Origin of the sequence: Klebsiella sp. B345 (assembly GCF_051131735.1) — a bacterium.
Lineage (GTDB): Bacteria > Pseudomonadota > Gammaproteobacteria > Enterobacterales > Enterobacteriaceae > Klebsiella.
In genome coordinates this window covers 134,469-146,533 of record NZ_CP180444.1, presented here as the reverse complement: position 1 = coordinate 146,533, position 12,065 = coordinate 134,469, and the positions used below count along the sequence as shown (strand labels likewise).

Annotated in this window: 10 protein-coding genes; 6 read left to right on the top strand and 4 right to left on the bottom strand. The window is 50.5% G+C overall.

Annotated features, from left to right (window positions below):
* Window positions 1–96: 96 nt before the first annotated feature.
* The 6 genes from ACMYSO_RS25745 (at window position 97) to ACMYSO_RS25720 (ending at window position 7,824) form a co-directional block, all read left to right on the top strand.
* Window positions 97–600 (top strand): MarR family winged helix-turn-helix transcriptional regulator, encoded by a 504-nt coding sequence (locus ACMYSO_RS25745; protein ID WP_434670990.1) that lies wholly within the window; start codon window positions 97–99, stop codon window positions 598–600.
* A gap of 139 nt (window positions 601–739) precedes the next feature.
* Window positions 740–2,095 (top strand): APC family permease, encoded by a 1,356-nt coding sequence (locus tag ACMYSO_RS25740; protein WP_434670989.1) that lies wholly within the window; start codon window positions 740–742, stop codon window positions 2,093–2,095.
* A 23-nt stretch (window positions 2,096–2,118) separates the two neighbouring features.
* Window positions 2,119–3,591: an amidase family protein gene (locus ACMYSO_RS25735; protein WP_434670988.1), complete on the top strand. Its 1,473-nt coding sequence runs from the start codon at window positions 2,119–2,121 to the stop codon at window positions 3,589–3,591.
* Window positions 3,592–3,611: 20 nt separating this feature from the next.
* Window positions 3,612–4,997, top strand: coding sequence for a flavin monoamine oxidase family protein (locus tag ACMYSO_RS25730; RefSeq protein WP_434670987.1), 1,386 nt, complete (start codon window positions 3,612–3,614; stop codon window positions 4,995–4,997).
* Window positions 4,998–5,006: 9 nt separating this feature from the next.
* On the top strand, window positions 5,007–6,449 hold the full coding sequence (locus ACMYSO_RS25725) for an aldehyde dehydrogenase (protein ID WP_434670986.1): 1,443 nt from the start codon (window positions 5,007–5,009) through the stop codon (window positions 6,447–6,449).
* A 49-nt stretch (window positions 6,450–6,498) separates the two neighbouring features.
* Window positions 6,499–7,824 carry an alginate export family protein gene (locus ACMYSO_RS25720; protein ID WP_434670985.1) on the top strand — a complete coding sequence of 442 codons (1,326 nt, stop codon included), beginning with the start codon at window positions 6,499–6,501 and terminating at the stop codon, window positions 7,822–7,824.
* Window positions 7,825–8,264: 440 nt separating this feature from the next.
* Here ACMYSO_RS25720 and ACMYSO_RS25715 read toward each other — a convergent pair whose 3' ends face one another.
* The 4 genes from ACMYSO_RS25715 to ACMYSO_RS25700 form a co-directional block, all read right to left on the bottom strand.
* Window positions 8,265–8,591 (bottom strand): hypothetical protein, encoded by a 327-nt coding sequence (locus tag ACMYSO_RS25715; RefSeq protein WP_434670984.1) that lies wholly within the window; start codon window positions 8,589–8,591, stop codon window positions 8,265–8,267.
* A gap of 80 nt (window positions 8,592–8,671) precedes the next feature.
* Window positions 8,672–9,568 carry a helix-turn-helix domain-containing protein gene (locus ACMYSO_RS25710; protein WP_434670983.1) on the bottom strand — a complete coding sequence of 299 codons (897 nt, stop codon included), beginning with the start codon at window positions 9,566–9,568 and terminating at the stop codon, window positions 8,672–8,674.
* A 164-nt stretch (window positions 9,569–9,732) separates the two neighbouring features.
* A complete protein-coding gene (gene pyrC, locus ACMYSO_RS25705) occupies window positions 9,733–10,809 on the bottom strand; it encodes a dihydroorotase (RefSeq protein ID WP_434670982.1) in 1,077 nt (358 codons plus the stop codon).
* Window positions 10,806–12,062, bottom strand: a complete 1,257-nt coding sequence (locus tag ACMYSO_RS25700) for a Zn-dependent hydrolase (RefSeq protein ID WP_434670981.1) — start codon at window positions 12,060–12,062, stop codon at window positions 10,806–10,808. The genes pyrC and ACMYSO_RS25700 overlap by 4 nt, the downstream gene beginning before the upstream one ends.
* Window positions 12,063–12,065: the final 3 nt, after the last annotated feature.

Here is a 12,065-nt window from a genome sequence, read left to right as displayed (position 1 = left end):
CATTGCGATACTGGCATACTAATTGCTTGAATAATTCAATAAGTGATAAAAGCACTCAATTGCGCATCAGCCGCAATGTTTATCGGGAAATGTTAAATGGATGATAAAAAAATGCCACCGCGTACCTACATGACATTGCGTCTTGACGCACTCAACAGCATGGCCAAACAACTTGGCTCACGAAGTCATGAACAGGCACTGGGGTTGTCACTACGTGATGTCCGATTGTTGCTACTTATCCACGAGCAACCGGGACTTACAGTAAGCGAGTTGGTCGATATGTCGTTCCTGGAACGCACTATGGTATCCAAAGGCATAACCCAACTTAGCCAGCTTGGATTAGTGGATCGAAATATCATCACCGCAGATGCCCGGCAGATAGGCCTAACTCTCACCATTAAGGGACAGGATACAGCCAGAAAGGCGAGTGACATTGCGCTGGAGGGGATTGGTGGAATGCTGTCGGTTCTGACGCCCCATGAGCGCGATGTATTTGAAGTCGCATTAGAGAAAATGACGGCCAAAGTCCGAGCTGATCTGGAGGAAATGCGGCAAGAGGAAGCCAACCAGATACCCGGTGAGAAAAGGGTGAGGCGATGAGTTTATGCTCTTGATCTAAATAGTTACCGTCACTGATGACGGTTCCATGATTTTTGATTTCTCTGCGGTTTTTAATCTGCGGACTGGATACTGCTGCGCCAATTTTCTGGTGGCCTTTACACGTTACACAGGAGTTTTTATGAGTGCATCTTTTAGTCATTTGCAACAAGCGGGCTCTGCCTCACCAACCACTCTACGGCGAACGCTTACTCTGCGAGATCTTATCGCTTATGGATTGGCCTATATCGCACTGATTGCCCCATTCTCCACACTAGGTTTTGTCTGGAATGCATCAGGGGGGCTGATCGCGCTAGCCTACTTGCTGGGGGCCTGCTGCATGTATTTCACTGCCAAAAGCTATGCCATGATGGGCGAGATTCTGCCGCAAGCGGGTTCGGTTTATGGCTATGCACGCCACAGTCTGGGTGCTCTGCCAGGTTTTCTCGCAGGCTGGTTGATCCTGCTGGATTATCTGTTAATCCCGGCACTAGTGTTCACATTAATGTCTGTCGGAATGCAGACGCTGATCCCAAGTATTGATCGAGCATACTGGCTGGTGATTCTGGTTGGTATAGCTTTTATTATCAACTGGTTTGGCGTCTCAGTAACAACACGAGTCAGCATGCTCTCGGTTGTTGCTCAGATTTTTATCGTCGTAGGAGTACTGGGGCTCGCAATCTACTCGTTGTCTCAGGGAAAAGGCAGTGGTGGTCTGACACTGGCTCCTATCTACAGCGCCGCCACATTTGACCCCAGTAAAATCTTCTCCGCTACATCTATCTGTATTCTCTCATTTCTTGGCTTTGATGCTATCTCCACACTAACAGAAGAAATCAAAAGTGATGATCGTCGTGTGGTTGGTCGCGCCATCATGTCCGTTCTTTTGATATGTGCTGTCGTATTTTTCATTATTACCTGGGTACTAGGCAATCTGATGGTAGACGTGGAGATTCACGATCCTGCAACTGCCATTTTTGAACTACTTGCAGTGCAGGTCGGTCCATGGTCAGCAGTAGTGTTAGCCTGGCTAATGGCAATTGCTGTTGGCTTTGCTAACGCATTGCCAATGCAGGTTGGCGTGGCACGAGTCCTGTTCGCAATGGGACGTGACCGTCAACTGCCAGAATGTTTGTCCCGTTTGCACCGAACTCGCCATACACCAAACACCGCCATGGCAGTTTCTACCGTGCTGTCGCTGGTAGTAGCACTGGCCATGCGCGATCGCATCGACACGCTGGCATCCTTTGTCAATTTTGGTGCGTTATCAGGGTTCCTGATGCTGCACCTTTCAGTGCTGGTACGGCTGGGGCTTCGAAACCCGGCACGCCGTCTCCTGCCCCATGTGGTGGTACCTCTATCAGGCATCGTCGTCGTGCTTGCAGTTTTCTCAGGCATGCAACGTGACGCACTCGAAATTGGCTTCATCTGGCTGACGATCGGTCTGGTATATGGCTTCTGGTTGCTTGCCAAAGGCCGGGCACGACTGGATATCTGAGAAACAAAAGGAAATTAATCAATATGACTGACAACATTTCTGATGACACCCTGCTACTGGGATCGGCACGAGACATGTTACGCGCAATGGAAAATGGTGACATCAGTGCTGAAGAGTTACTGAAATTACACTGGGCGCGTGTTGAACGCTTTAACCCGACATTAAATTTAGTGGTAGAACAGAATCGGAATACGGCGCTGGCTGATGCCAGACGCATAGATCAAGCTCGCGTTAATGGTGGATTTCCGGGAGTACTTGCCGGTTTACCAATGACCATTAAGGACTCTTTTGAAGTTGCGGGTATGGTTGCCACCTGTGGAATGCCACAGATGAGCAACCATCGCCCACAAATCGATGCCATTACTGTGGCACACCTGCGTAGTGCCGGGGCAGTGATTTACGGTAAAACTAATGTGCCATATGCGTGTGGTGACCATCAGTCCTACAACGACATCTATGGTGTCAGCCTTAATCCATGGGATCCGTCGTGCACTCCTGGAGGTTCATCGGGTGCCTCAGCTGCTGCACTGGCTTCCGGGCTTACTGCGCTTGAACTTGGCAGTGATATCGGCGGATCCATTCGCTGTCCGGCACATTTCTGTGGTGTATACGGCCACAAAACAACACATGGGCTACTGCCTGCCATTGGACACATGCCGCCAGCGCCTCATTCGACGGCACGATCAGAGCTGAGCGTAGTTGGTCCGCTGGCACGAACTCCCGGAGACTTGTCGCTGGCATTAGATGTACTACTCGGCTTGCATGGCGGTACTTCAGATCCACTGCCAGCTTCACGGCATATCTGCCTTGAAGATTTCCGTGTCGGTCTATGGCTGGATGCCTACCCAATCGACGATGAATATCGTGCCGCAATACTCCGTTTCGCCGACGATCTGAAACACATCGGTGTACAGGTTGATGAAACAGCGCGACCAGATATCAATCCAGTCCACTCAAATGATATCTATATGGAAACACTATTTGGTGTGATTGGCAGCAGAATGAGTGCTGAAGCACTTGAAATGTTTACTGAGCAGGTTAGCGCGGCCAGCACAGCCCCTTACGCCGAGAAATTACTACGCTATGTTAGCAACCCTGCACATCTTTCACCCTCCATTCTCAATGCACGCAAGTATCTCGGTTTGATGTGGCAAACATTTTTTCATACATACGACCTCCTTATCTGTCCGGTGACACCAACAGTAGCCTTTCCCCATGATCATAGTGGTGGCCATGGTCCGGCGGCACAATTGCGCCGTGTACTCACCGTCAACGGTTTCCAACGACCTTATCTCGACAATCTGCAATGGCCCGGCCTGGCTACGGTAGCCAATCTGCCTGCGACCGCGATGCCCAGTGGTCATTTTGTCCGGGGGCTTCCCGCGGGAGTACAGGTAATCGGCCCTCTGGGGGAAGATCGCACACCACTCCTGTTTACTGAACTCGTGGCACAGCGACTGCAACACAAACTGTATCCGACCTTTTCGAATCTGTAATTTTATTAGGGAAACTAAAAATGACTCAAGACATATCATTACGCGACCTGGAATATGAAGTAGTTGTGATTGGTGCAGGTCTTTCTGGCCTGCATGCCGCGCAGCAATTAGCTGATGCTGGGATCAACGTCGGCATACTGGAAGCCCGTGAACGCGTTGGTGGGCGCCTGCTGAGTGAGACACTGGAATGTGGCACAACTATCGATCTCGGCGGTCAGTGGGTTGGCCCGATGCATCATCGTGTGCTCAATGCCGTAAAGGACCACGGACTAGAACTGTTCCCAACCTATATTGATGGCGACTCTTTGTTTCTTATCGATGGCCAGCTCCAGCGTAACCCCGGACTTTTCCCTAAGTTGGATGATGAAACTCAACAGGAAATAGATAACGCGCTACAGGAGCTGGATGATCTGCGATATCAGGTCTCACCACAAAAACCGTGGACAACAACAAATAGTCGAGAACTGGATAGTCAAACTTACGCAAGTTGGATCCACTCACGAGTGCATAGTCCTAAAGCACGCGATTCACTTGCCTATATTGCGCTGTCGGTATTCTCGGTGGAAGCACATGACCTGTCATTATTACATTTCCTGTTTTACATCGCCGCAGCAGGCGGTATCGATAATTTAATCAACACGCGCGGCGGTGCGCAGGACCTTCGGTTTGTGCAGGGTGCTCAGCAATTGCCAGTGAAAATGGCCGATAAGTTGAGGGACCGAGTGATAGTTAATGCCCCTGTCGACCATATCAAGCAACACAGCAATGGTGTAACCGTGTTTACCCCGACTCAGAGGATACATGCCAGACGGGTAATCGTCACGTTGCCACCTACATTGGCCGGTCGACTCAGTTACACCCCTCCCCTTCCCGGATTGCGCGATCAGTACACCCAACGAGCGGCAATGGGAACAGTGATCAAAACCATGCTGATCTATGACCGGCCCTTCTGGCGTGAGCAAGGATTATCTGGTCTGGCATCATCACAGGAGCTACCGGTTAGCCTGACTTACGATAATTCCCCTGCAGATGGCTCTGTGGGCGTTCTGGTGGGCTTTTTGGAAGCCGATGCCGGACGTGAATGGGGACAACATAGTGCCGAGGAGCGACGCAATGAGGTCGTGGCATGTATGTCTCAATACTTTGGCTCGGCAGCGAAGACCTACAGCCAGTATAAGGAGTTTGACTGGTCTCAGGAACCTTATACACGTGGAGCATACGGTGGCTACCTGCCACCAGGTGCCTGGACCTCTTATGGGCAGGCAGTACGTGAGCCGATCAACCTGATCCATTGGGCCGGTACTGAAACCGCCACCGAATGGAGCGGTTATATGGAAGGCGCGCTGCAATCTGGTGAGCGTGTCGCCGAAGAAGTTCTTCACAAACTCCGTTCCCTGACTCGTTGAGGTCCTCCCATGAATCACATTAATTTACTTATCGGCGGTACACTTCGCGCTGCCATTGATGGCAGAACTTTTGAACGACGCAGCCCCTGGACTGGAGAAGTGGTAACACGAGCAGCTGCAGCCAGTCTGGCTGATGCGGATGCTGCAGTATCTGCAGCAGCTGATGCATTCAATGTCTGGTCTGTTATGGGACCGACCGCAAGACGGGCCCGGCTGCTCAGGGCAGCAGATGCACTGGAAGCTCGTATCCCAGAATTTATCAAATTAGGGATGGAGGAAATCGGCGCTACCCCTGACTGGATGGGCTTCAACGCGGCCTATGCAGCCAATCTCCTGCGAGAGTCCGCTGCATTAACCACCAGGATACGTGGCGATGTGATTGCCTCCGACCTCGATGATGCCCTAATGATGACCGTGCGTGCCCCATGTGGAGTTGTATTGGGTATAGCTCCCTGGAATTCACCTGTGATTCTGGCCGTACGGGCTCTGGCAACCCCCCTTGCCTGTGGCAACACAGTGGTACTGAAAGCTTCTGAAATCTGCCCCGCAACCCACATGCTGATAGGTCAGATATTGCAGGAGTCCGGGTTAGGTGACGGCGTGGTCAATATACTCACCAGTACACCTCAGGATGCTCCAGCTCTTGTTGAGCATCTGATCTCCACCCCACAAATAAAGCGCATCAACTTCACCGGTTCAACGAAAGTCGGGCGTATCGTTGCACGGCATGCTGCGGAGTATCTCAAACCATCGCTATTGGAATTAGGTGGCAAAGCACCACTCGTTGTACTGGATGATGCAGATTTGGATGCCGCTGTTTCCGCTATCGCTTTCGGTGCATTTATTAATCAGGGGCAGGTTTGTATGTCTACTGAGCGAGTGATAGTAGCCGAATCAGTAGCAGATGAACTGGTAAAAAAACTTACTCTCAAAACCCTGGCCCTGAAGGCCGGTGGACAAAATACCATACTGGGAATGCTAGAGAGCTCAGGAGCAGCACAACGGATACAGTCTCTGGTGGAAAACGCACGAGACCTAGGGGCTGTGCTACCGGTGGGATGCTCAGTTGAAGGTGCCTGTATGCAGCCCTGCATTGTTGAAAACGTTACGCCTGAGATGCAGTTATACGCAGAAGAATCTTTCGGCCCAGTTGTTACTGTGCAGCGCGTAAGTAGTGATGAAGAAGCTGTACGAATTGCCAACGACAGTGAATACGGGCTTACCGCAGCAGTATATAGCCAGGACGTATCACGTGCTTTACGTGTGGCTCGACAGCTTAAAAGCGGTTCCTGCCATATCAACGGGGCAACACTACATGATGAACCTCAAATGCCAATGGGAGGGCTTAATGCCAGTGGCTGGGGCCGGTTTGGCGGTGAAGCAGGCATCCAGGAGTTCACCGATCTGCGCACCATTACCCTGCAATCAGGGCAACAGATCTACCCGGTTTAAACACGGTTTTTACTCTTTTGACACACAGCAATGACTCAGGAGGTATTGTATGTTTGCTTCCCCACGTTTTTCGCATGCAACGCTTGCGCTCAGCCTTTCATGTAGCAGCTCTGCCGCCCTTGCCGGTTATCAGTTCGAGTATGAAAATATGAATGGAGAAGTCACGTTAGGTGCAGGGGCTGGCTCTATCAGCTCGAACAATATTAATTTCGGTAGTGGGAGAGTCGATCAGCGCAGTGGTAAAAATACCGGTAGTAAGGCGTTCTGGCAGGAAGCATTCCTCAAACCCGGAATAACTCTAGACTTTAAGGCCACCTCGGAAATCGACCTGCTGGCTGGGGGAAGTGTGATTGGAGCGGCTACCTGGGGAGATGGCGATGCAGGCGGCTACAGTCGCAGTTCCGATGGTAATGTAGCTGTAGAAGAGCTCTACGCTGGTTTTCGCGCTGGAGAGTTGACGTTCACCGCCGGACGGCAAAATTACATGGTCGGAACCGGATTTATTGTGATGGATGGCCATCTCGATGAGTTCAAAGACGGAGCCTATTTTCTGGCTCCACGAACGGCGTTCAGGGATTCGGCTGTATTAGGTATTGATCACGATACTCTAAAGATGCAGGCGTTCACACTGAAAACGGATGATCATTTCGGCGATTTTCGACTGAACGGTATCAATCTGGATTACAGTGCAAATAACTGGGTCACCCTGGGGGCTATGGTAATGAAGGTAAACGCCCCTTACAACAGCACCACCACACGTGACGGAATGGAAGTGTATAACTTGCGAGCGCTGAACGGCAAGTTCCCTGCGCTTCCAGCACTAACTCTGAATGGTGAATATGCAATTCAACGCGGCGACGGCGCTGGTTACACTTACAACGCTTACGCCTGGTATACGCAGGCTGATTATGCCCTAGACAGCCTGCCACTCAAACCGACACTGGGTTATCGTTACGCCACATTCTCTGGTGACGACAATTTGAATGATAACCAGAAGCGAAGCTGGGACTCATTGAGCAAAGGATATATTGGTTGGGGCACCTGGTTGATTGGTGACGTAGTAGGTAACTACCTGCTATTCAACAGTAATCAACGTGTACAACAATTTTCGTTAAAAACCCAGCTAACCGATACGCTGACATTGGGCGGTATCTACTATCAATTCTGGTTAGATAAGCCTAATTATTATGGTACCCCCGTTAGCGATCGCCGTTTTGCCGACGAATATGCGCTTTATCTAGACTGGACGCCTACTCCTGCTTTTTATACCTCTTTGTCATATAACTGGGTAAAGCCCAAAAGAGGTGCGGAACAAATTTTTAATGGCAAGCGCGACTTCAATACTCTGGAACTCTATTTTACCTACCGCTATTAAGTCAGGATTTGAAAATAAGGAGGTCTATAATCGAATATTTATCGGGTACTGGGGCTGGTCAATGTATCTCACTTTACGTGCTGACAAAAATAATGGAAATTGCGCTGAACGCATTCAATTCATGTATCTGAATGCCGATAACAATATAGTTTGGCGTGATAAAGTCCGCCCTCGCCTAAGATTAAAAATGCCACCGTAAGGGGGAATCAATCAGCGTGCTATTCCGATACGTTCTGACCAATGCCCCAAAATGCCCGACAAACTTAAGAAAAGGACCAGCCCAGGATATTCAGTGATTGCTCGTCTACGTGGTCTGGCAGAGATGTGGAATAGAAGTGGCCCTGAAGAACACGTTTTTCGCGCAGGATTAATGTATGGCAATAAGCCGATCTTCCGCTATCAGTAAGATCGGCTTATTCCACCATATATTATCAATGAATTCAGAAACTGGTGACTTTCCAGTGATACTCAGACGCGACTTCACTGGCGATGTTCATTTTCTCTTCCGCTGGTTGGTGAAGTGCAAAGGCAATTTTGTCGACGAAAGCACTCATTGTTTGTTTAGATTGTTCTGCAAAATCAGGGTCGACGGCCTGATCGTCATATCTGAGAACGTATGACCGTGCTGCTACGCCGATTAAGAAATAGACCGCGGCATTTTCCTTATCTTCGTTCATTAACTCGAAGGTCTCGTTGTACAGCCCGCGGAAAGCATCAGTTCCCGTGCCTGCTCCAGCAAATCGCTCTTTAATCTCATCAAACGTCATAGTGCCTCCAGTACCTCAATTTCAATCATCTCTACATACCTGTTTACAACGTTTTCTGAAAGAAATTCAGAGCACATGTCTCAGCAGATATCCTTTAACAGTTTTCTCAATAGATCGGCCCCCTCTCGTCCCTTATGGGCTTTTCTCCACAATCTGATCATCAGATCTTCATGTTTTTTTACCGCTTCAGGCGCATAGGTTACGGTACCTATACCATTGTAAACATTTGGCATTTCCCCCAATCTGAAAGGGCTTGTTACCAGCACGCTGTGCGAGGGGCCTGACAATACCTGAAACGATGAAGACGGCATGGCCTCATCAATGATGCCAATCTGGATATCCAGTGGCTCACTTTCCATCAGATCGGCCAGCTTAATCACTTCATGGCGTGCCGCTTTTACCCGCTGTGAATAGATATCTTCAGGTAAATCAAGCCGTCCTACCATGCCTGTGTGAATAAAACGCTCCAGTTCACGTAACCCAACCAGGCTGATGATATGGGGTTTACGTTGCTCAAAGTAGGTACGCCGTTCAATCAGAATAGTAATGATCGCATCGATATTCTTTTCGTCAGCCTCACCATGACTGTCACTGGTTTTGCTCTCTTTTAACATTTTCCTGAGGACGTCGAGGTAACTGTCCGACGTCAGCAGCAAGGAAACAGGTTCGAAGTGGGCTAAAATTCTGTCGCTCACACTTTCCAACTGGCGCATTCTCTCAAACAACCCCAGCGCCGTGGGGTAGTACTCCGATTCCACCCCCAACAGTGACGCCAAAGACGTTTCCAGAACCTGAGCCAGTCGATCCAGCGTCTCAATTTTGACAATATCCCCCCGTTCAATACGGTAGATCACCGCCCGGGAAACACCCAACTGTTCCGCAACGTCTTCAGCCTGGAGCGATGCGCCAATCCGGTACGCTTTGAGACGCTCGCCTATCGCGACATAATCAATCGATGAATTCCAGTTATCAGCCATTTTGTTTTAATTCATGTCAGTAGTATCAAAAAAGAGAATACAGCCCCTTTCAGGAATAACAACTCCCTGCTCAATAAAAGGATCCACTGACTGGTCAGAATCAGCAAAAATAACCGTCCTCTAACGCCACTGCCTGCAGGAGCAATTTCCCCGCAGAGTGGCGTTTATCCGTTGCCTACCAGACGCCAGTTTAAGGCGATCTCGCGGGGAAATGGGTCTATCTGAACATGCTCAGTCACTACCAGCGGCTCAGGCAGAATCAACGGTTGTCGTGCTAAGGTGACCGTCCCCGTGTTTAACGGCAGTCCGTAAAACTTTGCTCCATATTCACTGACGAAGGTTTGCAGATGTGGCAGTGCACCCGCCGCTTCAAACGCCGTGGCATAACATTCGAGTGCTGATGGAGCATTGAAAATACCGGCACAACCACAAGCGGCTAGTTTGGCCGTACGAGGATGAGGGGCGGAATCCGTTCCGGCAAAAAAACGACGATCACCAGAGGTGGCGGCCTTCAACAATGACTGACGGTGATATTCTCTTTTCAAGACCGGCAGACAGTAATAGTGGGGCCGAATCCCCCCGTTAAACAGCGCATTGCGGTTGAAAAGCAGGTGCTGAGGCGTGATAGTTGCCGCAATCAGGCCATCCTCCTGCTCTTGTACATAGCGAACAGCATCCTGGGTGGTAATATGCTCAAGCACTATTTTTAACTGTGGATAATTACGCCGTAGTTCCATCACCGTATCTTCAATAAAAACGCGTTCCCGGTCAAAAATGTCCACGTCAGGGCGGGTGCTCTCGCCGTGGATGAGAAGTGGGATCCCCAACGCCTGAAGTATATCGAGACAGCCGCGTATTCTACTAACAGACGTGACACCGTATTCTGCATGGGTCGTCGCCCCAGCGGGATACCATTTCACAGCGCTCAGAATGCCCTTCTGATGCCCGACACGGATGACTTCCGGTGGCGTGTCATCGCAGAGATAAAGCGTCATCAAAGGCGTAAAATCATGGCCCTGCGGCACCGCAACAAGGATGCTTTCGCGATAGGCTTCCATTGCCGCCACTGTTGTGACAGGCGGATTCAGGTTAGGCATAACCACCGCACGGGCAAACTGCTTTGTAGTAAAGGGCAGAACAGCCTTTAGTATTTCACCGTCACGCAGATGGAGATGAAAATCGTCAGGTCGTCGCAACGTCAATAATCCGTTTTTCTCTGCTGATGCTGGAGTTTTGTTCATTTCCACTCCTCAAGCGTCTGCTGAATGACTCTGACACCCAGCAGAAAATCGTCTATTTCCATTGCCTCATGCGGATTGTGCGACCCGTTCTGATTCCGGACAAACACCATGCCGCTCGGGATCCCCTGGCGAGCAAAAATGGCGGAGTCATGACCCGCGCCGCTGGCTAACTCCAGGTGATTGACTGCCAGCGCCTCACAGCTATGTTTGAGGGCGGCAAACACGGAATGGTCTAACGTAGCGGGCTCCGTGAGTACCGGGCTGTCAAACCTGAATGTCACGCCTCGCGCCTGACTCACTTGATGTGCCGTAGCCATAATTTCCTCAGCAAACGCAGTCAGGGTGTCGGAATTAAGACTTCGCGCCTCGAGGCTGAAACTGACATGCCCTGAAATTCGGGTCACCGCATGTTCTTGCACATCGGTCTGAAAGATCCCGGATGTGACAACAAGGTCGTCCCCCGCTGATAATCGTGACTGCCAGCGTGCATCCAGACGCATAATTAAGTCGGAGACGCCGCAGACCGCATCGTGGCGAAGAGAGCGAGGAACGGCGCCTGAATGCTGGGCATCCCCAAAACAGTGAATAGCGTTAAAGCGGACATTCCCCCGAATCCCGTTGACCACGGCAAGTGGCAGCGATTTTTCAACCAGTACCGGCCCCTGTTCGATATGTAACTCCAACCAGGCGAGAATATTTTTTGTCTCAACCAACGGTTGCTGGCCGCAGATAGCCTCGATATCAGCGCCCAGCTTTCCAAGGCTGTCGCCAAGCGTCTCACCACTGATTCGCTGCTGACGTTGTAGATCGTCCGCCGTTAAGCGGCCAAATATCGCACTGGATCCCATATAAGCCCGACCATACCAGGCACTTTCTTCCCCTCGGAAGGCCGCCACCTTAACCGGCACAGGCAGCCGGCGGTTCTCTCGCTGGCTGGCAACCAGAATCAGCAGTCCAGCAATAACGCCCGCAAGACCATCGAAATTTCCCCCCTGGGGGACAGAATCGATGTGAGAACCGATCCAGACTGCAGGAGTATCCTCATTGACGCCCGTCTGACTAAAAATCAGATTAGCGGCACGATCGATGTGAACGCTCAGCCCTTCTTCTCTGGCGAACCGGCTAAGATAATCTGCTACGGCCGTCTCGCCTGGTCCGTAACTTTGCCGAGTGACGCCCACACCATCGAAGCTCAGCTGGTAAATATCTGAGAATAAATTCGTTGCTAACTGTCGGTAATCAGAAATAAACATTTC

Excerpts from the sequence above, each read along its gene's own strand:
- ACMYSO_RS25715 (WP_434670984.1), bottom strand. The coding sequence starts at position 8,591 with ATGACGTTTGATGAGATTAAAGAGCGATTTGCTGGAGCAGGCACGGGA.
- ACMYSO_RS25700 (WP_434670981.1), bottom strand. The coding sequence starts at position 12,062 with ATGTTTATTTCTGATTACCGACAGTTAGCAACGAATTTATTCTCAGAT.
- ACMYSO_RS25710 (WP_434670983.1), bottom strand. The coding sequence starts at position 9,568 with ATGGCTGATAACTGGAATTCATCGATTGATTATGTCGCGATAGGCGAG.
- ACMYSO_RS25735 (WP_434670988.1), top strand. The coding sequence starts at position 2,119 with ATGACTGACAACATTTCTGATGACACCCTGCTACTGGGATCGGCACGA.
- ACMYSO_RS25745 (WP_434670990.1), top strand. The coding sequence starts at position 97 with ATGGATGATAAAAAAATGCCACCGCGTACCTACATGACATTGCGTCTT.
- pyrC (WP_434670982.1), bottom strand. The coding sequence starts at position 10,809 with ATGAACAAAACTCCAGCATCAGCAGAGAAAAACGGATTATTGACGTTG.
- ACMYSO_RS25730 (WP_434670987.1), top strand. The coding sequence starts at position 3,612 with ATGACTCAAGACATATCATTACGCGACCTGGAATATGAAGTAGTTGTG.
- ACMYSO_RS25740 (WP_434670989.1), top strand. The coding sequence starts at position 740 with ATGAGTGCATCTTTTAGTCATTTGCAACAAGCGGGCTCTGCCTCACCA.
- ACMYSO_RS25725 (WP_434670986.1), top strand. The coding sequence starts at position 5,007 with ATGAATCACATTAATTTACTTATCGGCGGTACACTTCGCGCTGCCATT.
- ACMYSO_RS25720 (WP_434670985.1), top strand. The coding sequence starts at position 6,499 with ATGTTTGCTTCCCCACGTTTTTCGCATGCAACGCTTGCGCTCAGCCTT.